A 24,893-nucleotide genomic window follows, 5' to 3' on the forward strand; every position below is an offset into this window, starting at 1 on the left:
TTTAGGATGACATCCTGCGGCTGTGGGCGCATTGCAAGGGTATCGGAACCGGAAGAGGGCGTTGAGTTTGGCTATGGCAAGAGGCGGTGGCGAGGATGGTCCCCATCCAGTAGATCGGCATGTTGGCCGCAGAGTCTGCGAAAAGCGGATCAGTCTGGGCTACAACCAGAGTGACCTGGGGCGGGCTCTGGGGCTCACATTCCAGCAGATCCAGAAATACGAAAAGGGCGCGAACCGTATCTCGGCTTCGAAGCTTTGGGATATCGCGCGCTTCTTCAAGGTCGATATCGGTTACTTTTTCGAAGGTCTGAACCAGGCCGGGGCCGGCGTCGGCGAGGGCGGAGCGCCCGCTTTCGACCACGATTTTCCCGCGACCCGCTACACCATCGAAGTGTCACGCCTGGCCCCCCGGCTGTCCACTCGGCATCAGAAGCTGGCGCTGGAACTGGTCCGGGAACTGAGCGAGCGCAGCGCGGACGACGCCAGCTAGGGCGTCAGCCATCAGGACGGGCCCGGCCAAAGTCCGGCGCCCGGGCCTTCTGTTCGGCCCAATAGGCCGCGCCGTCATCGGGCTTGAACATGGTACGAGGCGTACCGTCCCGGGTCGCGACGGCAAAGGTGTTGGTCGCCACCTCGTAATAGAGAACGTCACCGTTGGGACGGTGGACCGTTTCGACCGCGCGCGGCGGATGGTCGACGAAGGCCTGCATCTTCGCGAGATAATCCGCAGACGATCGGGCTCCAAAGGCCGCACCGTTGCGCTGGAACAGCCGTTCGACCTTGGCGTCCACGGTTTCCCGCCGACTGGTCGTCACCGGCGGACGTTGCAGTGCAGGACTGGCCGCCGCGGTGGAAGCGGCTGCTGGGCCACCGTCGACGGGGGCCCCCGTCTCGGCCGTCCGGTCGCGAGTCTCGACCGCCGAGCCCGCATTGTCACAGCCGCCGGGCCCCACCAGCATCACGAGGCCCGCGACGATCATTCCGCTCATGGCAACAGGGTTGCGCGCCATGTTTCCCTCCATGCGATAATAATGATCTACCCATAGTTGAAATATCGTGTTGCTGCAATGTTCCGCAGCAGGTGCTTCAGCCTCGACGCCGTGCCGCGCCGTCGCTAGAGGAGCAGGATGTCCGAGGTCTCGTTGAACACCCGCAAGGTCCTGCTGATCGTCGGTGGCGGCATCGCCGCCTACAAGGCGCTGGAACTGGTTCGACTGTTGCGCAAGGCGGGGGCCGAGGTCCGGGCCGTGCTGACCGACGGCGGGGCGCAGTTCGTCACCCCCCTGTCCCTGGCGGCGTTGTCCGGCCATCCGGTGCACCACGCCCTGTTCTCGCCCGAGGACGAAACCACGATGGGCCATATCGAACTGTCGCGCTGGGCCGATCTGGTGGTCGTGGCTCCGGCGACGGCGGGCCTGATCGCCAAGGCCGCCAACGGCCTGGCCGATGATCTGGCCTCGACCACCCTGCTGGCCACCGACAAGCGGGTCCTGATGGCTCCGGCGATGAATGTGCGGATGTGGCAGCACCCGGCGGTCCAGGCCAATCTGCAGCGTCTCAAGGGCTTTGACGGCCTGCATGGTGTGGCCGTGGTCGGTCCAGACGAAGGGGAGATGGCCTGTGGCGAGTTCGGCCCGGGTCGCATGGCGGAACCGGCGGCGATCCTGGCCGCGATCCGCACCCTGCTGAGCGATGCCGGGGAACGGCCCTTGGCCGGACGGCGGGCCGTGGTCACGGCGGGGCCGACCTTCGAGCCGATCGATCCGGTTCGCGGCCTGACCAATCGTTCCAGTGGCAAACAGGGCTATGCTATCGCCGCCGCCCTGGCCGCGCGCGGGGCCAGCGTGACCCTGGTCTCGGGGCCGGTGGGTCTGGCCGCACCCGACGGCGTGCAGCGGGTCCAGGTCGAGACGGCGGTGGAGATGAAGGCGGCGGTCGATGCGGCCCTGCCCGCCGATATTGCCGTGATGAGCGCCGCCGTCGCCGACTGGCGGGTCGACGGCGTGGCCAGCGGCAAGATCAAGAAGGCCCCGGGCGGTCCGCCGTCTCTGGCCCTGATCGAAAATCCCGACATCCTGGCGGACCTGTCCGCGCCCGGTTCGAACCGACCGACCCTGGTGATCGGCTTTGCCGCGGAAACCACCGACCTGGAGGTCAATGCCCGGGCCAAACTGTCCCGCAAGGGCTGTGACTGGATCATCGCCAATGACGTTTCGGGCGATGTGTTCGGGGCTGACAGCAATGCCGTGACCCTGTTCCAGCGCGGCGGGACCGGGGAAAGCTGGCCGCGCCAGTCCAAGGCCGATATCGCCCGTTCCCTCGTCGACCGCATCGTTGACCATTTCGCCTGATCCCGACCGGAGCCTGCCGTCCATGACGACCGTGCGTATCGAACGCCTGCCCCACGCCGCGGGCCTGCCGCTGCCGGCCTATGAGACCGCCGGTTCGGCCGGGATGGATCTGCGCGCCGCGCTCGCTGACGACCAGCCCATGACCCTGGCCCCGGGGGGACGGGCCCTGGTGCCGACCGGGCTGAAGATCGCGCTGGAGGCGGGCTATGAGGCCCAGGTGCGCCCGCGCTCGGGTCTGGCCCTCAAACACGGCATCACCTGTCTGAACGCGCCCGGGACCGTCGACAGCGACTATCGCGGCGAGGTCGGGGTCATCCTGGCCAATCTGGGGGCTGACGCCTTCGTCATCCGGCGCGGCGACCGCATCGCCCAGATGGTTATCGCCCGCTATGCCCAGGCGACCATGGTCGAGGTCGAGACCCTGGACGAGACGGCGCGCGGGGCCGGCGGGTTCGGCTCGACGGGGCGCTAGCAACCCGGCGCCCCGGACGTTCAGATCGGCGGCGGGGTGGCCGGGGTGGTCTCGCGACGCCGGACCTGTTCGCGCCAGGCAGTGTAGAGGCCCGAGGCCGCGATCAGGGCGGCCCCGATCAGGGTCGAAACCGTCGGTGAGGCGTGCATCAGCCACCAGCCGAACAATACGGCGCCGACGATCTGCAGATAGTCGAACGGGGCCACCACCCCGACCGGGGCGTGGCGCAGCGAATTGGTCATGAACAGCTGGGCCACCCCGCCGGCCACCCCGCCGGCGGCCAGCACGGCGTAGGTCGGCCAGGCGCGCCATTCGGCGGTGAAGACCATCAGGCCGCCGCCGACGACGGCGCAGGCCACGAAGAACCAGAACACGATCGAGGCCGTGGTCTCGGTCTTGCCGAGCTGGCGCAGGGTCACGGTCACCGCCGCCGCCATGAAGGCCCCGGCGAGGCCGATCAGCAGCCCGGTGAGGGGCGGGCCGCCGCCGGTGCCGGGCTGCACCATCACGGCCACGCCGATGAAGCCGAGGACCACAGCGGTCCAGCGCCGGGCCCCGACCACCTCCTTCAGCACCACGACGGACAGCAGGGTGGCGAAGATCGGGGCGGTGAAGCCGATGGTGGTGGCGTCCGCCAGCGGCAGCATTCTCAGCGTCTGGAAGATCAGCAGGATGCCGGTGACGCCCAGCGCGCAGCGCCACAGGTGCACCATGGGCCGGCGCGTCTTCAGGGCCGACAGTCCCGCCGGGGCGCTCATCACCCAGACCAGAACGACCGGCAGGCCGAACAGGGCCCGATAGAACACCATCTCGGGTGCGGTCACCGGCTCGAGGGTGGTGGCGAATTTCATCATCGCGGCCATCAGCGAGAAACAGCCCGCCGAGGCGATGCGCAGCAGGATGCCGCGAGAAGCGCCGTGGACCGGCGCGAACGTCCTCACGCCTGTCTGAACCCCAGTACGTCCTGCATGTCGTAGAGACCCGGCTTGCGGCGGCGCACCCAGGCGGCGGCGGCCACGGCTCCGCGCGCGAACAGCGAGCGGTCGATGGCCTTGTGGCTGAGGGTCACGACTTCGTCCTCCGAGGCGAACAGCACCGTGTGTTCGCCGACGATGCCGCCGGCCCGCAGGGTGGCAAAGCCGATCCGGCCCGCCTCGCGTTCGCCGGTCAGGCCGTCATAGGGCGGGCTCTTCAGACTGGACAGATCGCCGCCGCGTCCGGCGGCGGCGGCCTCGCCCAGCATCAGGGCCGTGCCCGAGGGGGCGTCGACCTTGCGGCGATGGTGGGCCTCCAGCACCTCGATGTCCCAGTCCTGCGCATCGAGACGCAGGGCCGCCTGTTCGACGAGACCGATCAGGACATTGACCCCCAGCGAGAAATTGCCGCTGCGGACGATGGCGACGCTGGCGGCGGCGGCGGCCAGCTCGACTTCCTGGGTTTCGCTGAAGCCGGTCGAGCCGATCACCAGGGCCGGCCCGCCGCGGGCGGCGCAGGCCCGGGCCAGTTCGATTGAGGCGTCGGGGGTCGAAAAATCGATGATCACGTCGCAGAGTGACAGGTCGGGGGTCTCGCCGCGGTCGAAACGGGCGGCAACCACGACATCGTCGCGGGCGTCCAGGACCTGGGAAACCGCACGACCCATTCGCCCCCGGGCCCCCGAAATTCCGGCGTGGAACAGGGCGGTCACGCGGTGGTTTCTTTCGAACCCGTACCGGCGCCGGGGGGCGGGGAGTCGCTGCCGAGAATGTCGGCCCAGAAGCGTTTGGCCTTGCCGGCGAAATTGGAGTTCCGCGGACTTTGGTCGGCCCCGAAGGTGGTGGCCAGTTCTTCCATCAGCTCGCGCTGGCGCGCGGTCAGGTCGGTCGGGGTCTCGACGAAAAGTTCGACCAGCAGGTCACCGCGCTGACGACCGTTCAGGTGCGGCATGCCCTTGCCCTTGATGCGGACCGTCTTGCCGGTCTGGGCCCCGGCCGGGACCTGGACCCGGGCCTTGCACTGGCCGTCGCAGGCTTCGGACACCAGGCAGGGGGCGTCGATATCGCCGCCCAGGGCCGCGGTGGTCATCGGCACGGGCACCGTTACCAGCAGGTCGAGATTGTCACGCTCGAACAGCTCGTGCGGCGTGACCGACAGGAAGACATAGAGATCGCCGCGCGGGCCGCCGCGCAGGCCGGCGTCGCCCTCGCCCGACAGGCGGATGCGCGAGCCGTCGTCGACCCCGGCCGGAACCTTCAGCGCCAGCTTGCGGGTTTTGCGCACCTGACCATGGCCGTGGCAGGTGGTGCAGGGTTCGGCGATCATTTCGCCGCCGCCGCCACAGCGGGGACAGGTCCGTTCCACCTGGAAGAAACCATTGGCCTGACGTACGCGACCCGCCCCCTGGCAGGTGGTGCAGGTGACCGGGCGGGTGCCCTTTTTCGCGCCCGACCCCTCGCAGCCGTCGCAGGTGGCGGTCGAGGGCACGCCGATCTCGACGTCGGCCCCGCGATAGGCCTGTTCCAGGGTGATTTCGAGATCGTAGCGCAGATCGGAGCCGCGGCGCGGGCCGCTCTGCTGCTGACGGCCGCCGCGGCCGCCGAACACGTCGCCGAAAGCGTCGCCGAAGACCTGGGAGAAGATGTCGTTGACGTCGTGGAAGCCCTGCTGACCGCCACCGCCGCCGCCACCGTTGACCCCGGCATGGCCGAACCGGTCATAGGCGGCGCGCTTCTGCTCGTCCGACAGGACCGTATAGGCCTCGGAAATTTCCTTGAAACGGGCCATGGACTCGTCACAGCCGCCGTTGCGGTCTGGATGGTGCTCCATCGCCAGCTTGCGATAGGCCGACTTGAGGCCGGGTGCGTCGATCGTGCGTTCGACGCCCAGAATTTCATAATAATCACGCGCCATCAGGCGTTTGTCCTCTTACCCCGTGCCGACGGAACGTGCCTCTTGTCGGGCCTTGGTCCGGATCGGTCGACCCCACTGACATGGGGGCCGGGTCAAATGATGCAAGTTCCATGAAAAGGCCCCGCCTGCCGACTGACAAGCGGGGCCCTGTTCATGCTGAGGGCCTGATCAGGCGCTCTTCTTCTCGTCGTCGTTGTCGTCACCTTCGCCCGGAACTTCCTCGAACTCGGCATCGACCACGCCGTCGTCGGCGGGGGCCTCATCGGCGGCACCCTCGCCCTGCTGATTGGCGTACATGGCCTCACCCAGCTTCATCGAGGCCTGGACCAGGGTATTGGTCTTGGTCCGGATGTCCTCGGCGTCGGTACCGTCCTTGGCTGCTTTCAGCTCGGTCAGGGCGGTTTCGATCGCCGCCTTCTCGTCCGCGCCGACCTTGTCGCCGTGTTCAGCCATGGCCTTTTCGGTCGAGTGGACCAGGCTGTCGGCCGCGTTCACGGCCTCGACCAGATCCTTGCGGGTCTTGTCGGCCGCCGCATTGGATTCGGCTTCCTTGACCATCTTCTCGATGTCGTCGTCCGACAGGCCGCCGTTGGCCTGGATCCGGATCGACTGTTCCTTGCTGGTCGCCTTGTCCTTGGCGGTCACGTGAACGATGCCGTTGGCGTCGATGTCGAAAGCGACCTCGATCTGGGGCATGCCGCGCGGTGCGGGCGGAATGCCCATCAGGTCGAACTGGCCCAGCACCTTGTTGTCGGACGCCATCGGCCGCTCGCCCTGAAAGACCCGGATGGTCACGGCCGACTGGTTGTCGTCGGCGGTGGAGAACACCTGGCTCTTCTTGGTCGGGATGGTGGTGTTGCGCTCGATCAGCGGGGTGAACACGCCGCCCAGGGTCTCGATGCCCAGGGTCAGGGGGGTCACGTCCAGCAGCAGCACGTCCTTGACGTCGCCCTGCAGCACGCCGGCCTGAACCGCGGCACCCAGCGCCACGACCTCATCGGGGTTCACACCCTTGTGGGGCTCCTTGCCGAAGAATTTCTTCACGGCTTCCTGGACCATCGGCATACGGGTCATGCCGCCGACCAGCACCACTTCGTCGATGTCCGAGGCCTTGAGGCCCGCGTCCTTCAGGGCCTTGGCGCACGGCTCGATGGTGCGCTGGACCAGATCGTCGACCAGGGCTTCCAGCTTGGCGCGCGACAGCTTGATGTTCAGGTGCAGCGGGCCCGAGGCGTTCATGGTGATGAACGGCAGGTTGACCTCGTACTGGGTCGTGGAGCTGAGCTCCTTCTTGGCCTTTTCGGCCTCTTCCTTGAGGCGCTGCAGGGCCAGTTTGTCGGAGCGCAGGTCGACGCCCTGTTCCTTCTTGAACTCGTCGGCCAGGTAGTCGACCAGACGCAGGTCGAAGTCCTCGCCGCCGAGGAAGGTGTCGCCATTGGTCGACTTGACCTCGAAAACGCCGTCGCCGATCTCAAGGATCGAGACGTCGAAGGTGCCGCCGCCGAGGTCATAGACCGCGATCTTCTGGCCTTCGTTCTTCTCGAGACCATAGGCCAGGGCTGCCGCGGTCGGCTCGTTGATGATGCGCAGCACCTCAAGCCCGGCGATCTTGCCGGCGTCCTTGGTGGCCTGACGCTGGGCGTCGTTGAAATAGGCCGGAACGGTGATAACCGCCTGGGTCACCGTCTCGCCCAGATAGGCCTCGGCGGATTCCTTCATCTTGCCGAGCGTGAAGGCCGAGATCTGCTGCGGTGAATAGTCCTTGCCGTTGGCGCGCACCCAGGCGTCGCCATTCGGTCCCTTGACGATCTCGTAGGGGACCATCTTCTTGTCCTTGGCCACCACCGGGTCGTCGAAACTCCGCCCGATCAGGCGCTTGATCGCGAACAGGGTGTTGGTCGGGTTGGTCACCGCCTGACGGCGGGCCGGCTGGCCGACGAGGGTCTCGCCTCCGTCCTGGATGGCCACGACCGACGGGGTCGTGCGGTTGCCCTCCGCGTTTTCGATGACCTTCGGATTCTTGCCGTCCATGACGGCGACGCACGAGTTGGTCGTGCCGAGGTCGATGCCGATGATCTTGGCCATGGGCTCTTTCTTTCACTCCAGCGGCGGGCGATGCGGCGGCCTTCAAGGAAGCGCGGCACAGGATCGCCCCCATTTGGTTCAGGGGTCAGGATGATCCGGAGGGAAAGTCCCGAGACATTCGGGGCCTTCTCCGGTTGTTGCGGATATGGGAAAGACCTCAGGGGTCGCAAGGGCTTCGTGACAATGCAGCGCGATTCCAGGACCTATTTGATCGCCCTGTTGCGGTTTTCCCTGATGAAGCGCCGTGCGGCGTGCCAGGAGGTCGCGAATGGAGACGCCCGGTCAGCTTGAGACGGGTCTGGAGGGCTTCCGGTTCTGGCCCGGTGCGCTGGGGCCGCTGGACCAGACCTGTCTGTTGGCGCAGGTCCGGGCGGCTGTGGCCCAGGCCCCCTTCTATCGTCCCGAAACCCCGGGCGGGCGGCCGTTTTCGGTATTGATGACCAATTGCGGTCCGCTGGGCTGGGTCTCTGACCGGACAGGCTATCGCTATCAGCCGCTCCATCCGCTGACCGGGCGGCCGTGGCCGCCGATTCCGCCGCTGCTGCTGGCCCTGTGGGACCGTCTGACCGGTCTTGAGTCACCGCCGGACGCCTGTCTGGTCAATCTGTACCGGGGTCCGGCCCGGATGGGGCTGCACCAGGACCGGGATGAGGCCGACCTGACGGCCCCGGTCCTGTCGGTCTCGCTCGGCGACACGGCCATGTTCCGTATCGGGCCGGCGGCCGGCGGTGCGACCCGCGTGGTGCGGCTGGCATCCGGGGACGTCTGTGCCCTGACCGGACCGGCGCGTCTGGCCCGCCACGGAATCGACCGGACCCTGCCGGCGACGTCCCGGCTGCTGACCGGCGGTGGGCGACTGAACCTGACCCTGCGCCGGGCGCGTTAGGTCCGGACCGGGATCAAGGGCCGGGATCCGGGCCTTGGATCAGGGGTTCGTGACTCGACACCCGGACCGGGTCAGGGTCACTGTCGGTGTTCCCGTCCGTGTCCGGAGCTTCCCTGATGACTGTGCTGATCCGGCCGGAAGGCCAGACGTCCGATGATTTCCGTTTCAGCCGCCGCGCCCTCGGTGGTCTGTTCTTCGCGGGCTATGCCACCGCGGCCCTGGCCCGGGACGCCCAACCGGTGACGACCAGTGCCGACGGACTGACGCTGGCCGATGTCAGCTATCGCGCGCCTGACGGTTTCGAATTGCCCGCCTATGTCGCCCGCCCCGACGGGGAGGGGCCCTTCCCCGTGGTCATCGTCGTCTCCGAGATCTTCGGGGTGCATGAATATATTCGCGACGTCTGTCGCCGCCTGGCGCAGGCCGGTTATGCCGCGATCGCGCCGGCCTTCTTCGTTCGGGTCGCGGACCCGGCTCCGCTGGACGACATGCAGCAGGTCCAGGCCATCGTCGCCGCCGCCGGTTATGAGCAGGTGATGGGCGATGTGGCGGCGACCCTCGACTGGGCCAGCCAGCAGCTCTGGGCCAACAGCGACCGGGTCGGGATCACCGGCTTCTGCTGGGGCGGCAAGGTCGTGTGGCAGGCGGCGGCCCGGTTCGCCGCGATCGACGCCGGGGTCGCCTGGTACGGGCGCCTGGCGCCGCCGGACAGCGCGACGCCGGATCAAAGGGCGGCGGGCGCGCCCTGGCCGGTCGATCTGGCCGCCGACCTCAAGGGTCAGGTCATTGGCCTCTATGGCGAGCTGGACCGGGGTATTCCCCTGTCGAGCGTCGAGACCATGCGCTCGGCCCTGGCCCGGGCCGGGGCCGGTGGCGACGAGATCACCGTCTATCCCGGTGCGCCGCATGGTTTTCATGCCGACTACCGGGCCAGCTATACGCCCGAAGCCGCAGCGGACGGGTGGCACCGGTTGCTCGCCCTGTTCGCAGCGAAGCTCAGGGCCTGACCTCAGGCGGTCTCGTCGAACTGACCGCCGGTTTCATCGGCCTTGTCATAGGGGTTGGAGCCCGCAGCACCCGTTCCCGCCGTCGGGCCCGAACCGCGGGCCGCCACGACGACCATGGCCGGACGCACGGTGCGGCCGAACAGGGCGTAGCCGGGCTGCAGCGTCTGGACGACCGTCCCGCCCGCAACCGTGTCGGAAGGCTGTTCCATCACCGCCTGATGCTGATGCGGGTCGAAGGTCTCGCCGGCCTCGGGGGCCACCCGCTTCAGGCCGTTGGCGTCAAAGGCCGAGAGCAGGGATTTCTCGATCAACTCCAGGCCGGTCACCAGATTGGTGGCCACCGGATCGGCGTCGCGCGGTGCGGCGGTCAGGGCCCGCTGCAGGCTGTCGGCCACGCCCAGCAGGTCCTTGGAGAAGCGCTGGATGGCATAGGCCCGCGCGTCGTTCATCTGGCCCTCGGCGCGGCGGCGGGTGTTGTCGGCCTCGGCGGCGGCGCGCAGGGCGCGGTCCTTCCACTCATCGCGTTCGGCGATCAGGGCGTCGATCGGGCCGAGTCCGTCGTCGTTGTGGTCGGCCGGGTGCGCGTCCAGTCCGGCCTCGGCGTTGGCCTCAATCTCGGGGTCGAAGTCGGTGTCGTTGATGTCGTTCACGTGTCTTGTCCGTCCAGCATTCTTCCCAGCACCCGGGCGGTATAGTCCACCAGCGGGATGACTCGGGCGTAATTCAGTCGCGCGGGGCCGATGACGCCGATGGCACCGACGACCCGTTGTCGGCCCGTCATATAGGGTGCGGCGATCAAGGCGGAACCCGACAATGAAAACAACCGTGTTTCTGCCCCGATAAAAATGCGCACCCCCTGGGCCTCGGAGACGCCGTCGAGCAAACCGATCAGCTGTTCTTTCTGTTCCAGATCGTCGAACAGGACCCGTACCCGTTCCAGATCCTCGGCCGTCTCGCGATTGTGCAGCAGGTTGGCGCGTCCCCGCACGATCAGCGCGCGGTCGCGCTCGGCCCCGCCGGACCAGGCGGCCATGCCGTCCTCGACCAGACGGGCGGCGGCGGCGTCCAGGGCCTGACGGGCGGCGGCCAGTTCGGCCCCCATCTCGCTGCGGGCCTCGGCCAGCGGACGGCCCTTCAGCCGGGCATTGAGGAAATTGGACGCCTCCTGCAGGGTCGAGGGGGTGACCCCGGCCGACAGGGGCATGATGCGGTTCTCGACCGAGCCGTCATCGCCGACCAGCACGGCCAGCGCCTGATCATGGCCGAGGGCGACGAACTCGACGTGTTTGACGCCGGCGTCGCGCACCGGCGAGGCCACGATCCCGGCACCACCGGCAAGGCCGGACAACAGGTTGGAGGCCTCGTCCAGGGCGTCCTCGAAGTCGCGACCCCGTCCGGCGAGGCGGCCGTCGATTTCGCGCCGCTCTTCCTGACCGATGTCACCGATCTCGAGCAGGCCGTCGACGAACAGGCGCAGACCGGCGTGGGTCGGAATGCGACCGGCCGAACTGTGCGAGGCGGCCAGCAGGCCGGACAGGGTCAGGTCCTGCATGGTGTTGCGGATCGAGGCCGGGGACAGATGCACACCGCCGCGCGACAGGGTGCGCGATCCGACCGGGTCGCCGGTCTCGAGATAGGATTCGACGATCCGGCGGAAAATATCGCGGGCCCGACCGTCAAGCGCGGCCAGTCCGCCCCCTGCGGCGAGGGGGGTGGGGCCGAACGGCGAACGGTTGGGGGCATACAGGCTCACCCTTTCAGGATAAGCAGCGCCGCTGCCGCTTGCCAGAAGGAACGTCAAATGACTTCGATCCGCCCCTCGGAACGTCAACCCGACCAACTGCGTACCGTGACGCTGGAAACCGGCGTCAACCGCTATGCCGAGGGTTCGTGCCTGGTGACGTTCGGCCATACGAAGGTACTGGTCACGGCCTCGGTCGAGGACAAGGTGCCGGGCTGGATGCGCAACAGCGGCCAGGGCTGGGTCACGGCCGAGTACGGCATGCTGCCGCGGGCGACGCATACGCGGGGCCGGCGCGAGGCCGCCAGCGGTAAACAGTCCGGCCGCACCCAGGAGATTCAGCGCCTGATCGGCCGCTCGATGCGGGCCGTGGTCGACATGAAGGCGCTGGGCGAGCGTCAGGTGGTGCTGGACTGCGATGTGATCCAGGCCGACGGCGGCACCCGTACAGCAGCGATCACCGGGGCCTGGGTGGCCATGGCCAGTGCCTTTGACTATCTGCGCGCCGAGGGGGTGATGAAGACCGATCCGATCCTCGACCAGGTCGCGGCCGTGTCGTGTGGCGTGTTCCAGGACCTGCCGGTGCTGGACCTCGACTATGAAGAGGATTCCAACGCCGAGGCCGATTCCAACTTCGTCCTGACCGGCGCCGGCCAGATCGTCGAAATCCAGGCCACCGGCGAGAAGCGCGGCTTTTCGCGGCCCGAGTTCGACCGGCTGTTCCAGCTGGCCGAGGGCGGTTGCGCCGATCTGTTCGCCCTGCAGCGCGCCGCCCTGAAGCGCTAGAGGGGTCGGCGGACCCGGCTTGCGGCTTCGGGGTATCGTCGTGCGGCGAACCGGGGCATCGTGGGGGACCCGATCGACCGGAGACCCGCCATGCGCCTTGCCCCCGCCTTCGCCCTTCTCGCCGGCCTGTTGATCCTGTCGGCTTGCGACAAACCCGCCGAGACCCCGGTCGATGCCGTCGAGGTCGCGCCGGTGCCGACGACCGTGATGCCGGCGGACGCCCCGCCCCAGGAAGAGGTCGATCCCGGCCTGACCCCGGCCGCGGCGGGGATCAAGGGGTCCTGCCTGTCCGAGGTCGGGGCTGCGGCCTCTGCCCGTCTGGTCGAACGGTGCATCCAGGTCAGTCCGGCCACCCATCCGCCGTGTAACGTCCAGAACAGCTGTGCCCTGATCCAGGGTGAAATCGACCGGTCCTGCGCCATGTTCGGACCGGACGAGACCCGCCCGCCCGAATGCACGGCCTGACCGACGGCGTCTCAGCGAGACATTCCGTCGGGCGGGAAGCAGGGTTCCCCGACGGGTGAGATGTCAGACGGGCATGCAAATGACCATTTGACATTGTTCGATGATTAGCTAATCATTGATGCATGAACCGGGTATTCAAGGCACTGGCTGATCCGACGCGCCGCAAGGTGCTGGAGTTGTTGCGGGCACAGCCCATGACGGCGGGGGCCCTGTGCGACCATTTCCCGGTATCGAAGCCGACCATGTCGGCCCATTTCGCGGTCCTGCGCGAGGCCGACCTGGTCGACAGCCGCAAACAGGGCACCACCGTCACCTACCGGCTCAAATTATCGGTGCTGGAAGAGGCCCTGCTGGGCTTTTCCCAGAGTTTCGGCATCGGGGCCGGGTCGGATCCGGCACCGCCGCGCGTCAACCCCCTCAAAGGACCTGTCCCATGACCTTCAAGACCCTGTTACCTGCCCTGATCCTCGCGGGACTGCTGCTGGCGCTGGCCGCGGGCCTGCGCCTGGCCGAGGGCAATGGCATGATCGATGGCGAAACCGCCCGACGTGGCGTCCAGGTGGCCATCGGTCTGATCCTGGCCGCCTTTGCCAACCGCATGCCCAAGCAGATCCGGCGCTGGCGCGGGGAACAGGCCGACATCCGCGAACAGCGGGCGCTCCGGGTCGGCGGCTGGTCCCTGACCCTGGCCGGTCTGGCGCATGCGGGCCTGTGGGCCTTCGCGCCCCTGACCGTCGCCGACACCATGGCCATGGTGGTGGTCGCCGCAGCGACTGTGCTCACACTCGGCTTTGCCTTCTGGTCCATGGCCCTGTGCCGTTCGACCGATGCGGGGTCGGCCCACTCCTGATCGAGACGGCTCGTCGCGTATGAAAAAGGCCCCGCCGTCACCGGCGGGGCCTTCGTCAATTCAGACCGGATACCGGTCCGATAGTGTCCTAGTCGCGACGCGGACGGCTGCGACCGCGATCACCGCCACCGCCTTCACGCTTGCGGCCACCACCGCCGGTGTCCTCGGTCAGCGCCGGTTCGCCACGTTCGGCGCGGTCGGCGTTGATCTTGTCGGTCAGGTCCTCACCGGTGGTCTGGTCGACGACCTTCATCGACAGCTTGGTCTTGCCGCGATCGTCGAAGCCGAGGAACTTCACTTTGACATCCTGGCCTTCGGACAGGACGTCAGTCGGGTTGGCGACGCGTTCCAGAGCGATCTGGGACACGTGAACCAGACCGTCCTTGGCCCCGAAGAAGTTCACGAAGGCACCGAAGTCGACGACCTTCACGACCTTGCCGGAATAGATGGTGCCGGGCTCGGGCTCGGACACGATCGACGAGATCCAGGCCTTGGCGGCGTCGATCTTTTCCTGGTCCGAAGCGGCGATCTTGACGGTGCCGTCGTCCTCGATGTTGACCTTGGCGCCGGTCTTTTCGACGATTTCGCGGATGATCTTGCCACCGGTGCCGATGATGTCGCGGATCTTGTCGGTCGGGACCTTGATCGACTCGATCTTGGGCGCGTACTCGCCGAGCTCGGTGCGAGCACCGTCGATGGCCTTGTCCATCTCGTCGAGGATGTGCAGACGGCCGGCCGAAGCCTGGGCGATCGCCTTGCGCATGATCTCTTCGGTGATGCCGGCGACCTTGATGTCCATCTGCAGGCTGGTGATGCCTTCGCGCGTGCCGGCCACCTTGAAGTCCATGTCACCCAGGTGATCTTCGTCACCCAGGATGTCGGACAGGATGGCGAACTCACCGGTGGGCTCGAGGATCAGGCCCATGGCGATGCCGGAGACCGGACGCACCAGCGGAACGCCGGCATCCATCAGGGCCAGCGAGGCCCCGCAGACCGTAGCCATCGAGGACGAGCCGTTGGACTCGGTGATCTCGGACACCAGACGGATGGTGTAGGGGAAGTCTTCCGAGGTCGGCAGCATCGGACGGATGGCCCGCCAGGCCAGCTTGCCGTGACCGATTTCCCGACGACCCGCGCCGCCCATCCGACCGGTCTCGCCGACCGAATAGGGAGGGAAGTTGTAGTGCAGCAGGAACTTCTCTTTGTAGGTCCCTGCCAGGGCGTCGACGTATTGCTCGTCCTCGCCGGTGCCCAGGGTGGCGACCACTATGGCCTGGGTCTCACCACGGGTGAACAGGGCCGAACCGTGGGTCCGCGGGAAGATGCCGACTTCCGAGACGATCGAACGCACCTTGTCGAGGGCACGGCCGTCGACGCGGTGGCTGTTGTCGATAATGTCGCGACGCAGGACGTTGGCTTCGCATTCCTTGAAGGCCACGCCGAACCGCGAGGCGTCGACGCCGTCGGGGTTCTCGTCGGTCTTCACCAGGGCAGCGGAGGCCTTCTTCTTGGCCGTGCCGACCGCTTCGTGGCGGGCGTGTTTGGCGACGTGGGTGTAGGCGGCCTTGATGTCGTTTCCGACCAGCTTCTTGATGTCGGTGACGATGGCGGAGACGTCATCGGCCTGGAAGTCGAACGGCTCCTTGGCGGCGTGCTCGGCCAGGTCGATGATCGCGTCGATCACCGGCTGCATGCCGCGATGCGCGAACATCAGGGCATTGAGCATGATGTCTTCCGACAGTTCCTTGGCCTCGGACTCGACCATCATCAGCGCGTCCTGGGTGCCGGCGACGACGAGGTCGAGCTGGCTGTCCGGGAGCTGGTCGAGGGTCGGGTTGAGGATGTACTCACCGTCGATATAGCCGACGCGCGCGGCACCGATCGGGCCCATGAACGGGACGCCCGAGATGGTCAGGGCGGCCGAGGCGGCGATCATGCCCAGCACGTCCGGATCGTTTTCCATGTCGTGCTGCAGCACGGTGATGACGACCTGGGTCTCGTTCTTGAAGCCCTTGACGAACAGCGGCCGGATCGGACGGTCGATCAGGCGCGAGACCAGGGTCTCTTTCTCGGTCGGGCGACCTTCACGCTTGAAATAGCCACCCGGGATCTTGCCGGCGGCGAAGGTCTTTTCCTGGTAGTTGACGGTCAGGGGGAAGAAGTCGAGGCCGGGCTTGGGCGCGCGACCGTAAACGACCGTGGCGAGCACGACGGTCTCGCCGTAGGTAGCCAGAACGGCGCCGTCGGCCTGGCGGGCGATACGGCCCGTCTCCAGCGTAAGCGGGCGTCCGGCCCAGTCGATCGTCTTGCGTTTGATGTCGAACATGATTTGTCTTTCGTCGTCCCGCGGGCGGATTCCGCGCGGGGTCCCATAATCGGGTGGAGCGTCGGGCGTTCAGTCCTTCGATCCGGAGGTCGCCGCGCCATCGCGGAAGACCCGGGAGTAAAAGAGGACCGGTCTGGCCCTCGCGTCATGCGCCGGAAAAAACCTGCGGCGCGCAGGGAGGTCGTAGGTGCGGAACGAGGCGCGGACGTGACCGTCGCGCGCCTCGAGAAATGTTTCCGCGGAGAACCGGGGCCTAGCGGCGCAGGTTCAGCTTGCCGATCAGGGCGGTGTAACGCTCGCGATCGACCTTGGTCAGGTGGTCAAGAAGGCGACGACGCTGCGAGACCATCTTGAGCAGGCCGCGGCGCGAGTGGTTGTCCTTCTTGTGGGTCTTGAAGTGCTCGGTCAGGTTGGCGATGCGCTCGGTGAGGATCGCGACCTGGACTTCGGCGGAGCCGGTGTCGCCCGAGGTGCGGGCGTTGTCGGCGATAACTTCGCCCTTGCGTTCAGCAGTAATCGACATCGGGTGGCTCCTTGATGGGCCTATCGCGCGCCGCGCTACTTGAGGCGGAGACGGGCAGGCTAGAGGTTAAATACGCGGTCGGGTTCAAGCCGACCGGCCCGCATCTCGCAGAGCGCCACGAGCGTCTGACCCTGAAAGGCGGAAACAGTTCTTGAGCCCTCCCGAAGGCGGCTCTTGAGTGTTTCGACCTGTCTGGGGAGCAGTACGATCGGCCGTCCCTGCCGAAGCGAGAAGGCATCTTGATCCGTAACGGCCAGCTCCGGGATGTCGTCCAGGGCGGTCGCCACGGGAAGAAGACCTTCCAAGGCGGCGTCCCTATGCACCAGATCGGCGAGAATATCCAGTGTCACCGCGTTATCGGTCGAGAACGGACCGACCCGCTCGCGACGCAGGGCCGAAACATGCCCTTCGGCCCCCAGCATCACGGCCAGGTCGCGCGCCAGGGACCGGACATAGACGCCCTTACCGGTGCGGATGGTGATCTCGACATGGTCAGCGTCAGGACTGGCCGAGACGGCCGCCTCATGGATGGTGACGCGGCGGCTGGCCAGTTCGAACTCGGCCCCGTCGCGGGCCAGGTCATAGGCGCGCTGGCCGTCGACCTTGATGGCCGAGAAGCGCGGCGGGGTCTGGTCGATCTCGCCGACGAAGGCGGGTAGGGCGGCGCGCACGGCCTCGATGGCCGGCCGCACGTCCGAACGGCCGATGATCTCGCCCTCACGATCGAGGCTGTCGGTCGAGGTGCCCCAGTTGATCGTGAAGCGATAGACCTTCTGCGCCTCCATCATCTGCGACACGGTCTTGGTCGCCTCGCCCAAGGCGATGGGCAGGATGCCACTGGCCAGCGGGTCGAGGGTTCCGGCGTGGCCGGCCTTTTGGGCGTTGAACAGGCGGCGTACCCGGGTGACGGCCTCGGTCGAGCCCATCCCGAACGGCTTGTCGAGACAGACCCAGCCGTGGATCGGATCGCCCTTCTTGGTGCGACCCATCAGAAGTCTTCCTTTGGCCCTATCGCGCTTCGCGCTACTTGAGGACCGTCTTCCTTTGCCCCTACCGCGCCTTGCGCTGCTTGAGGGCCATCTTGGGTTTCGTCGTCTTCGACCGGGACGCGGAACACATCGGCCTGGACGCGCGGGTTGTCGAGGATGCGGTTCAGCCGTTCGGCGGCGGCGAAGCTGACATCGTGGCGGAAGCGCAGGTCCGGGGTGAAGCGCATGTCGATATGGCGACCCAGGGCGCCGCGCAGGAATTTGGCGTGGACGTTGAGGGCCTTGACGATCTCATCGACATGGCCGGCGACGGGGTCGGTCTCAATGCCGGCTCCGAGCGGTTCGACGAAACAGGTGGCGTGTTTCAGGTCGGGTGACAGCCGCACCTCGGTGACGGTGATCGACACGCCGGTCAGGGCCGGATCGCGAATCTCGTTTTCGCGCATCACCTCGACGAGGGCGTGGCGGATCATTTCCGAGGCGCGCAGCTGGCGCTGGCTGACGGTGCCGGCCTTGGCGGCAGGCTTGGCACCCTTGGGCTTGCGATTACTCATGCGATGTCCTCCACGCTCGCCGGGGATCGGACCCGGACGGAAAAGCGAAGGGGCGGGGTCTAGTCCCCACGGGCCGCCCTGTCCAATTTCGTCATCCGGCCGTCTAGCGCTTGGCGGGCAGAGGGGCAGGCTCGTCGAGGCTGGGGCCGGCCGGCGGCATCGACCACTCCCCGCGCCAGTTGTAGGCCAGTCGCACGCAGTGCCGCAGGGTGCCGTCAGACCAGCGGCCGACGGCGTGCATCTCGAGCGGGCGGGCCAGGCGCACGCGACCGACCGCTAGCCAGGTCTCGTCGGCCCCGGGGCACAGGGCCCGGCTGAGGCCGCGGCCGTCGCCTTCCGGAGCGATGCTGTAGATGTTCGGGGCGTTGACACCCTCAGGCAGGGCCTGACGCACGCGGTCGGGGCCGCCGTGGCGGATCTCGGCCGAGCCGCGCTGGGACGTAGAGATCAGGCGACGCACGCTGATGGATCCGAACAGGCTGCGCTCGACCTCGAGGGTCACACCGCGGGTCAGGGCCTGGGTTACGCGATCGGCGGCGTCATAGGCGAGATAGCGGGTCTCGGCGGCGGCGGCGGGGCCGGCCGGGATCGTCAGGAGCAGGGCAAGGATCAGCAGGGGACGCATGACATCATCATCCGGTCCGGTTGCGGCGGAAGTCGGGCGGGGCCTCCCCGCCGCGTTGTGACGGGGAGGCCAGCCGGATTACAGCGTGCGCTGGATCTCTTCGACGGTGAAACACTCGATGTAGTCGCCGGCCTTGATGTCGTGGAAGCCCTGGAAATGCATACCGCACTCCTGGCCCGCCGGGACTTCGTTGACCTCATCCTTGAAGCGTTTGAGCGTCGCGAGCGTGCCCAGTTCCAGCACCACCACGTCGTCGCGGATGATACGGACCTTGGCCCCCTTGCGGACCACGCCCTCGGACACCCGGCAACCGGCGATCTTGCCGGTCTTGGAAATGTCGAACACCTGGAGCACCGCGGCATTGCCGAGGAAGGTTTCGCGCTGGAGCGGAGCCAGCATGCCCGAGAGCACGCCTTTGATGTCGTCCAGCAGGTCGTAGATGATCGCGTAGTAGCGGATCTCGACGCCTTCACGCTCGGCGAGTTCGCGGGCCTGTTTCGAGGCACGGACGTTGAAGCCGAGGATGGGCGCGCCGGCCGACTTGGCCAACTGGACATCGCTTTCGGTGATACCGCCGGCACCGGACATGATGGTGCGGGCGCGAACCTCGTCGTTGCCCATCTTGTCGAGCGACCCGACGATGGCCTCGGCCGAACCCTGGACGTCGGCCTTGATGAGGACCGGCAGTTCCGAGACCTTCTTGGACTGCAGCTTGGACATCATGTCGACCAGCGACACCTGGTTGATGCCGCCGGTGGCCTTGTCGCGACGCAGACGGTCACGATAGTCGGTCAGCTCGCGGGCGCGAGCCTCGGATTCGACCACGGCGAAGGGTTCACCGGGGCCGGGGGCCTCATCGAGGCCGAGGATCTCGACCGGGATGGCGGGACCGGCAGCGTCCAGTTGTTCGCCACGCTCGTTGAGCAGGGCGCGAACCTTGCCCCAGGCGGAGCCGGCCACGACGATGTCGCCGCGCTTCAGCGTGCCGCGCTTGACCAGGACGGTACCGACCGGGCCGCGACCCTTGTCGAGCTTGGATTCGATGACCACGCCTTCGGCCGAACGTTCCGGATTGGCGCGCAGGTCCATCATCTCGGCCTGGACCAGGATGGCCTCGATCAGACCGTCCAGATTGGTGCGGTTCTTGGCCGAAACCTCGATGATCTGGGTGTCACCACCCAGGCTCTCGGAGATGACCTCGTGCTGCAGCAGCTCGTTGATGACCTTCTGCGAATTGGCGTCCGGCTTGTCGATCTTGTTGACCGCCACGATCATCGGAGCCCCGGCCGCCTTGGCGTGCTGGATGGCCTCGATGGTCTGGGGCATGACGCCGTCGTCGGCAGCCACAACCAGGACCACGATGTCGGTGACATGGGCCCCGCGGGCCCGCATGGCGCTGAATGCCGCGTGACCCGGGGTGTCGAGGAAGGTGACGCGGGCGTCGTTGGGCAGACGAACCTGGTAGGCCCCGATGTGCTGGGTGATGCCACCGGCCTCGCCTGAAGCGACGTCGGTGGTGCGCAGGGCGTCCAGCAGCGAGGTCTTGCCGTGGTCGACGTGGCCCATGATGGCCACGACCGGCGCACGCGGCGTGGTCGCACCGCTGTCGTCGTCGGGGGCGAGGAAGCCGGTCTCGACGTCGCTTTCCGAGACGCGACGCACGGTCATGCCGAATTCGTCGGCCACCAGTTCGGCGGTGTCGGTGTCGATGACGTCGGTGATCTTCACCATCAGGCCCTGACGCATCAGGAATTTGACGATGTCGACACCGCGCACGGCCATCCGGTTGGCCAGGTCGCCAACGGTGATGATGTCGGGAATGATGACTTCACGCGGGCGGTTCGGCGCATCGGTGGATCCACCCTTGCGCTTTTCCTTCTCGCGTTCGCGGGCGCGGCGGACCGAGGCCAGCGACCGCATGCGCTCGGCAGTATCGCCGTCACCGGCCAGGGCCTGGATGGTCAGGCGGCCTTCGCGGCGCTTGGGCTCGCCACGGGTCCGGGACACGGCCTTGCCGGCGTCGGAGAAGCGCTTGTCGCGGTCATCCTCGGGCCGGATCGGACGACCGAAGCCGCCACCGGGGGCGCGGCTGGGACGGGCCACCTCGGGCGTCGACGGCGGCTGGTTGGCACCACGCGGACCGGCGGCACCCGGACGGGCGGCTCCGGGGCGGGTGGCACCGGGTGCCGGTCGCGGCGTCAGGGCCGAATAGCGGACCGGTTCGGCCGGACGTCCGGCCGCGCCTTGCGGGCGGGCTGCCTGCGGACGATCGGAATAGGCGCGTTCACCGCCGCCCATGGCTTCTTCACGGGCCGAGCGGCCCCCGAAGGCCGGACGATCGGCCGGCGCGCGCGGTGCGGCCGGAGCCTTGGGCACGCGTTGACCGAAATTGACCACCGGACGAGCCGGGGGGGCCGGGCGGGCAGGTGGAGCCGGCGTTTCGGCAACCGGGGCGGCCGCCACAGGGGCCGCAGCCTCCGGGGGCGGCGCGACCGGAGTCTCGACAGGCGGTGCGGCGGGCGCGGCCTTGGCCGGGACCAGAGCCTTGGGGGCGCGGGCCGGGGCCTTGGCGGCCGGGGCGTGCTTGGCGGCCTCGGCGCGCGCAGCCTCGGCGGCGGCGCGAGCGGCGGCGGCGTCAGCCTGGGCGGCGGCGGCGGCCTTCTCGGTCGCAGACGCCTGTTCGCGGGCGGCCGCGTCGCGGCGGGCCTGTTCCGCAGCCGCGGCCTCGGCGCGTTCGGCCTGGGCCTTGGTGGCCAGTTCGATGGCGCGGCGGCGGGCTTCCTGCTCCTCGGATGACAGACTGCCGCCGGCGGGCTGGGCTGCCGTCGGACGCGGGGCCTGGGGTGCCGGGATTTCGGTACGCGGACGGGCGACGTCAAAGCCCTGGGGGCGTTGATGTCCGGGCGTCGCGCCGGGACGACGCTTGGTCTCGACCACGACCGTCTTGGTCCGGCCGTGACTGAAGCTCTGGCGCACGGTGCCGGTCGAGACCGAGCCCGTCGGGCGCGGTTTCAGGCTCAGCGGCGCGCGGGGGCCCGTCTGGGACGGCGTCGTGCCGCCCGGTGCCGGGGTGCCCGGGTCCTGGCCTTCGTTGGTCTTGTCGATCTCGTCGCTCATCCGGTCGCTTTACTCGGGGCGGAGAATCCCGCCATCGTCTCGTTCAAACACAAATAGCCGCGCGCTGCCCCACCTCCCCGTTCAGGAGGCGGAACCCCGCCCGTCAAAACCCATTCCAGGGGTCTCGTCCGACCCGCTCTCGGTCTCGGTTCCAGGACGTTCCTGGAGCCAGTCCCGAGGGTGGAGCGGTCGAAATCCCGCCAGTCGCTCGACCTCTACGGTCCAGCGATCGGCCCGCCCGCCCACAAGCAGGACGGCGTGTATCGCATTTTCCAGCCCAAGGGCCAAACTCAAATCGTCCGCGCTGAAGGTGCCGCAGACTTTGGGAGGCGGTTGCTGGTGCCGGGCGAGGCCCAGAAGCTTGCCGCGACCGTCCTGTGAACCGTCGCTGGCCTCGACCAGCCAGGCCGCCTTGCCGGAGCGGATCGCCGCCGCCGATTTTTCGAACCCGGAGATAAGCACACCTTCGCGCCGGGCAAGGCCCAGCTGGTCGAGAACCCGGCGCACCAGCAGGGTTTCTACCGTGTCGGCCAGGTCAGCGGCCGGCTTCAGCGGGGCCTTGGCGGCCCGCGAGAACAGGTTTTTCTTTACTGCGGCCTCAATCGAGACCCTGTCAGCGGCGACCCAAAGGCCGCGGCCGGGCAATTTGCGCCCTAGGTCGGGGGCGACCGAGCCGTCCGGGGCGGCGACGAAACGGATCAGGCGAGATTCCTCCATGACCTGGTGCGTGACCAGGTCGCGGCGTTCCCTATCGATCGTTGCGTCGCGCAATCCCATGAACGGCCCGGCTTCCCATCACGCGTCGCTGGGGGTTTCGGGATCCCCGGCGGGGACCTCCGTTTCGATGTCGTCTTCGGCTTTGACTTCGGCTTCCGTCTCAGCGTCAGCGTCAGCCTCGGCCGGGGTCTCGAACACCGCTTCAGCGTCGAGCACCGCATCTTCGCCGGTGTCTTCGTATTCAGGCTCGGGTTCCGGCTGCGGCAGTTCCGAAGCGTCGATCCAGCCGGCGGCCACACGGGCCTGGAGGATCAGCATTTCGGCGTCGGCCTGGACCAGGTTGAAGCTTTCCAGCACGCCCGGGAGCTTGATCCGTTCGCCATCCTTGATGTCGAAGCCGCCGCGGATCTCGTCGGTGGCCAGGTCAGCCAGATCGTCGACCGTCTTCACGCCACCCTCGCCGAGGGCCACGGCCATCGGCAGGGTCACGCCCGGAACCTGCAGCACGGCGTCTTCGACGCCCAGCTCGATGCGTTTGGCATCCAGCACGGCGGCCTGTTTGGCCAGATAGTCGGCGGCGCGAGCCTGCAGTTCCTCGGCCGTGTCCTCGTCGAAGCCTTCGATCTCGGAGATTTCATAGGCCTCGACAAAGGCCAGATCCTCGACCGTGGCGAAGCCTTCGGTGACCAGCAGCTGGGCGATGACCTCGTCGACGTCCAGCGCGTCCTGGAACAGCTGGGTGCGTTCGGCGAACTCGCGCTGGCGACGCTCGGAGTCCTGGGACTCGGTGATGATGTCGATCTGCCAGCCGGTCAGCTGGGAGGCGAGACGCACGTTCTGGCCGCGACGACCGATGGCCAGCGACAGCTGCTCGTCGGGTACCACGACCTCAACGCGGTCAGCTTCCTCGTCCAGCACGACCTTGGAGACCTCGGCCGGGGCCAGGGCGTTGACGATGAAGGTCGGCTCGTCGGGGTTCCACTGGATGATGTCGATCTTCTCGCCCTGAAGCTCGGCGACCACGGCCTGGACGCGCGAGCCGCGCATACCGACGCAGGCCCCGACCGGATCGATCGAGGAGTCATTGGACAGGACGGCCATCTTGGCGCGCGAGCCGGCGTCGCGGGCAGCGGCGCGGATCTCGATGACGCCATCGTAGACCTCGGGCACTTCCTGGGCGAACAGCTTGGCCATGAAGCCCGGATGGGCCCGCGACAGCATGACCTGCGGGCCCTTGGCCTCGGCGCGGACATCATAGATGTAGGTGCGGATGCGGTCGCCGATGTTGAACACCTCGCGCGGGATCGAGTCGTTGCGGCGCATGATGCCCTCGCCCCGGCCCAGATCGACGATAGTGTTGCCGTATTCGACGCGCTTGACCGTGCCGTTGACGATCTCGCCGACGCGATCCTTGAACTCTTCGTACTGGTTGGCGCGCTCGGCCTCGCGGACCTTGCCGGTCACGACCTGGCGGGCCATCTGGGTCTGGACCCGGCCAAATTCGAACGGCGGCAGGACCTCGACATATTCCTTGCCGACCACGGCCTCGGGGTCGCGCTTCATCGCGTCGGTCAGGCGCACCATGGCGCTGTCGTTGAATTCTTCCAGCTCGTCTTCCGGCTGCCAGTCGTCCTCGACGATGGTGACGTGACGGGTCAGCAGCATCTCACCGGTCTTGATGTCGATCTTGGCGCGGATGTCGTGATGCGCCCCGTAGCGCGACTTGGCGCCCTTCTGGATCGCTTCCTCGATCGCCTCGACGACGATCTCCTTGTCGATGTTCTTCTCACGCGCGACAGCGTCCGCGATCTGCAGAAGTTCGAGGCGGTTGGCGGAAATACCGGTGACGGCCATCAGGCTTTGTCCCTTTTGGTCTTGGTTGTCTTGGGGGAAGGGGTCTTGAGAAAGGTCTTCTTGGGCTGGGCCACGCCGCGCTGCGGCAGGTCCGGATCGTCAGCCGGGCCACCGCCGGGCTCGTCGGATTCACCGCGCGCGGCGCGCAGGGCGGCCCCGCGGTTGAGCAGGGCGTCGGTCAGAACCAGTTTGGCGTCGAACAGCCATTCGAACGGCAGCAGGGCGGTGTCGTCCTCGCCGTCGAGGTCGATGGCGACCGTGTCACCCTCGGTCCCGGCCAGGATGCCCTTGAAGCGTTTGCGGCCCTCGACCATCCGGTCGGTCTCGATCCGGGCCTCGAAGCCCTCGAACAGGTCGAAATCCTTGAGGCGGGTCAGCGGGCGGTCGACGCCGGGCGACGACACTTCCAGCAGATATTCACCGGCGATCGGGTCGGCGGCGTCCAGCACTTCGGACACGGCGCGGCTGAGACGGGCGCATTCCTCGACGGCGATGTCGTTGTCTACGGCCCGCTCGGCCATGATCTGCAGCCGTCGGCGCAGGGTGCCGCCCATCAGGCGCACGCGTACGATCTCCAACCCGAGGCTTTCAGCGATCGGGTCGATCATCTCGAGCAGTTTGCGGTCTTCGGGGGTCTTGGCGCGCAAGGCGGGCAT

Annotated in this window: 25 protein-coding genes; 9 read left to right on the top strand and 16 right to left on the bottom strand. The window is 67.6% G+C overall.

Translation table 11 applies throughout. The features are described from left to right. Nucleotides 1-73: 73 nt before the first annotated feature. Complete coding sequence (locus tag AAC067_RS11610) at nt 74-490, top strand: helix-turn-helix domain-containing protein (RefSeq protein WP_339932679.1); 417 nt, start codon at nt 74-76, stop codon at nt 488-490. A 4-nt stretch (nt 491-494) separates the two neighbouring features. On the opposite strand, the gene AAC067_RS11615 is transcribed toward AAC067_RS11610, so the two are convergent. After that, nucleotides 495-1,010 (bottom strand): S-type pyocin family protein, encoded by a 516-nt coding sequence (locus AAC067_RS11615; protein ID WP_339932681.1) that lies wholly within the window; start codon nt 1,008-1,010, stop codon nt 495-497. A 117-nt stretch (nt 1,011-1,127) separates the two neighbouring features. Between AAC067_RS11615 and coaBC the strand changes: the two genes are divergently transcribed. Together coaBC and dut are read left to right on the top strand one after the other, a co-directional pair. Beyond that, nucleotides 1,128-2,351: a bifunctional phosphopantothenoylcysteine decarboxylase/phosphopantothenate--cysteine ligase CoaBC gene (gene coaBC / locus AAC067_RS11620; protein ID WP_339932683.1), complete on the top strand. Its 1,224-nt coding sequence runs from the start codon at nt 1,128-1,130 to the stop codon at nt 2,349-2,351. Between the two features lie 22 nt (nt 2,352-2,373). After that, nucleotides 2,374-2,823: a dUTP diphosphatase gene (dut, locus tag AAC067_RS11625; protein ID WP_339932685.1), complete on the top strand. Its 450-nt coding sequence runs from the start codon at nt 2,374-2,376 to the stop codon at nt 2,821-2,823. Between the two features lie 20 nt (nt 2,824-2,843). Here the strand turns inward: dut and AAC067_RS11630 are convergent, their stop codons facing one another. The 4 genes from AAC067_RS11630 to dnaK all read right to left on the bottom strand — a co-directional run bounded on the left by AAC067_RS11630 (nt 2,844) and on the right by dnaK (nt 7,797). Next, nucleotides 2,844-3,764, bottom strand: a complete 921-nt coding sequence (locus AAC067_RS11630; RefSeq protein WP_339932687.1) for a DMT family transporter — start codon at nt 3,762-3,764, stop codon at nt 2,844-2,846. Continuing rightward, entirely contained in the window at nt 3,761-4,510 is a 750-nt protein-coding gene (gene dapB, locus AAC067_RS11635; protein WP_339932689.1) for a 4-hydroxy-tetrahydrodipicolinate reductase, read from the bottom strand. The genes AAC067_RS11630 and dapB overlap by 4 nt, the downstream gene beginning before the upstream one ends. Then, entirely contained in the window at nt 4,507-5,712 is a 1,206-nt protein-coding gene (gene dnaJ / locus AAC067_RS11640) for a molecular chaperone DnaJ (protein ID WP_339932691.1), read from the bottom strand. Before dnaJ ends, dapB begins: the two co-directional genes overlap by 4 nt. A gap of 168 nt (nt 5,713-5,880) precedes the next feature. Beyond that, nucleotides 5,881-7,797 (bottom strand): molecular chaperone DnaK, encoded by a 1,917-nt coding sequence (gene dnaK, locus AAC067_RS11645; RefSeq protein ID WP_339932693.1) that lies wholly within the window; start codon nt 7,795-7,797, stop codon nt 5,881-5,883. A 268-nt stretch (nt 7,798-8,065) separates the two neighbouring features. Between dnaK and AAC067_RS11650 the strand changes: the two genes are divergently transcribed. Both AAC067_RS11650 and AAC067_RS11655 read left to right on the top strand, forming a co-directional pair. After that, complete coding sequence (locus AAC067_RS11650; protein ID WP_339932695.1) at nt 8,066-8,683, top strand: alpha-ketoglutarate-dependent dioxygenase AlkB; 618 nt, start codon at nt 8,066-8,068, stop codon at nt 8,681-8,683. 116 nt (nt 8,684-8,799) lie between these two features. Continuing rightward, entirely contained in the window at nt 8,800-9,690 is an 891-nt protein-coding gene (locus tag AAC067_RS11655) for a dienelactone hydrolase family protein (protein ID WP_339932697.1), read from the top strand. Between the two features lie 2 nt (nt 9,691-9,692). Here AAC067_RS11655 and grpE read toward each other — a convergent pair whose 3' ends face one another. Together grpE and hrcA are read right to left on the bottom strand one after the other, a co-directional pair. Next, nucleotides 9,693-10,340, bottom strand: a complete 648-nt coding sequence (grpE, locus tag AAC067_RS11660) for a nucleotide exchange factor GrpE (RefSeq protein WP_339932699.1) — start codon at nt 10,338-10,340, stop codon at nt 9,693-9,695. Beyond that, nucleotides 10,337-11,380: a heat-inducible transcriptional repressor HrcA gene (gene hrcA, locus AAC067_RS11665; protein WP_339933182.1), complete on the bottom strand. Its 1,044-nt coding sequence runs from the start codon at nt 11,378-11,380 to the stop codon at nt 10,337-10,339. The genes grpE and hrcA overlap by 4 nt, the downstream gene beginning before the upstream one ends. Nucleotides 11,381-11,500: 120 nt before the next feature. Between hrcA and rph the strand changes: the two genes are divergently transcribed. From rph to AAC067_RS11685, 4 genes are all read left to right on the top strand, one after another. Further along, on the top strand, nt 11,501-12,217 hold the full coding sequence (rph, locus tag AAC067_RS11670) for a ribonuclease PH (protein WP_339933183.1): 717 nt from the start codon (nt 11,501-11,503) through the stop codon (nt 12,215-12,217). Between the two features lie 90 nt (nt 12,218-12,307). Further along, nucleotides 12,308-12,682 (top strand): hypothetical protein, encoded by a 375-nt coding sequence (locus AAC067_RS11675; RefSeq protein ID WP_339932701.1) that lies wholly within the window; start codon nt 12,308-12,310, stop codon nt 12,680-12,682. A 122-nt stretch (nt 12,683-12,804) separates the two neighbouring features. Beyond that, nucleotides 12,805-13,119, top strand: a complete 315-nt coding sequence (locus AAC067_RS11680) for an autorepressor SdpR family transcription factor (RefSeq protein ID WP_339932703.1) — start codon at nt 12,805-12,807, stop codon at nt 13,117-13,119. Beyond that, nucleotides 13,116-13,532 (top strand): hypothetical protein, encoded by a 417-nt coding sequence (locus AAC067_RS11685; RefSeq protein WP_339932705.1) that lies wholly within the window; start codon nt 13,116-13,118, stop codon nt 13,530-13,532. Before AAC067_RS11680 ends, AAC067_RS11685 begins: the two co-directional genes overlap by 4 nt. An 88-nt stretch (nt 13,533-13,620) precedes the next feature. Here the strand turns inward: AAC067_RS11685 and pnp are convergent, their stop codons facing one another. The 9 genes from pnp to rimP form a co-directional block, all read right to left on the bottom strand. After that, complete coding sequence (gene pnp / locus AAC067_RS11690; RefSeq protein ID WP_339932707.1) at nt 13,621-15,858, bottom strand: polyribonucleotide nucleotidyltransferase; 2,238 nt, start codon at nt 15,856-15,858, stop codon at nt 13,621-13,623. Between the two features lie 253 nt (nt 15,859-16,111). Beyond that, entirely contained in the window at nt 16,112-16,381 is a 270-nt protein-coding gene (gene rpsO / locus AAC067_RS11695; protein ID WP_339872428.1) for a 30S ribosomal protein S15, read from the bottom strand. A gap of 59 nt (nt 16,382-16,440) precedes the next feature. Continuing rightward, nucleotides 16,441-17,370: a tRNA pseudouridine(55) synthase TruB gene (gene truB, locus AAC067_RS11700; protein ID WP_339932709.1), complete on the bottom strand. Its 930-nt coding sequence runs from the start codon at nt 17,368-17,370 to the stop codon at nt 16,441-16,443. Further along, complete coding sequence (gene rbfA, locus AAC067_RS11705; RefSeq protein ID WP_339932711.1) at nt 17,370-17,924, bottom strand: 30S ribosome-binding factor RbfA; 555 nt, start codon at nt 17,922-17,924, stop codon at nt 17,370-17,372. The genes truB and rbfA overlap by 1 nt, the downstream gene beginning before the upstream one ends. Nucleotides 17,925-18,027: 103 nt before the next feature. Next, the gene (locus tag AAC067_RS11710) at nt 18,028-18,549 is read right to left on the bottom strand and encodes a hypothetical protein (RefSeq protein WP_339932713.1); all 522 of its coding nucleotides are present in this window, start codon (nt 18,547-18,549) and stop codon (nt 18,028-18,030) included. A 78-nt stretch (nt 18,550-18,627) separates the two neighbouring features. After that, nucleotides 18,628-21,666: a translation initiation factor IF-2 gene (infB, locus tag AAC067_RS11715; protein WP_339932715.1), complete on the bottom strand. Its 3,039-nt coding sequence runs from the start codon at nt 21,664-21,666 to the stop codon at nt 18,628-18,630. An 81-nt stretch (nt 21,667-21,747) separates the two neighbouring features. Further along, a complete protein-coding gene (locus tag AAC067_RS11720; protein WP_339932717.1) occupies nt 21,748-22,443 on the bottom strand; it encodes an RNA-binding protein in 696 nt (231 codons plus the stop codon). Between the two features lie 18 nt (nt 22,444-22,461). Then, nucleotides 22,462-24,237 carry a transcription termination factor NusA gene (nusA, locus tag AAC067_RS11725; RefSeq protein WP_339932719.1) on the bottom strand — a complete coding sequence of 592 codons (1,776 nt, stop codon included), beginning with the start codon at nt 24,235-24,237 and terminating at the stop codon, nt 22,462-22,464. Continuing rightward, nucleotides 24,237-24,884 (bottom strand): ribosome maturation factor RimP, encoded by a 648-nt coding sequence (rimP, locus tag AAC067_RS11730; RefSeq protein WP_339933185.1) that lies wholly within the window; start codon nt 24,882-24,884, stop codon nt 24,237-24,239. Before rimP ends, nusA begins: the two co-directional genes overlap by 1 nt. Nucleotides 24,885-24,893: the final 9 nt, after the last annotated feature.

The organism is uncultured Brevundimonas sp., assembly GCF_963977465.1.
GTDB lineage: Bacteria > Pseudomonadota > Alphaproteobacteria > Caulobacterales > Caulobacteraceae > Brevundimonas.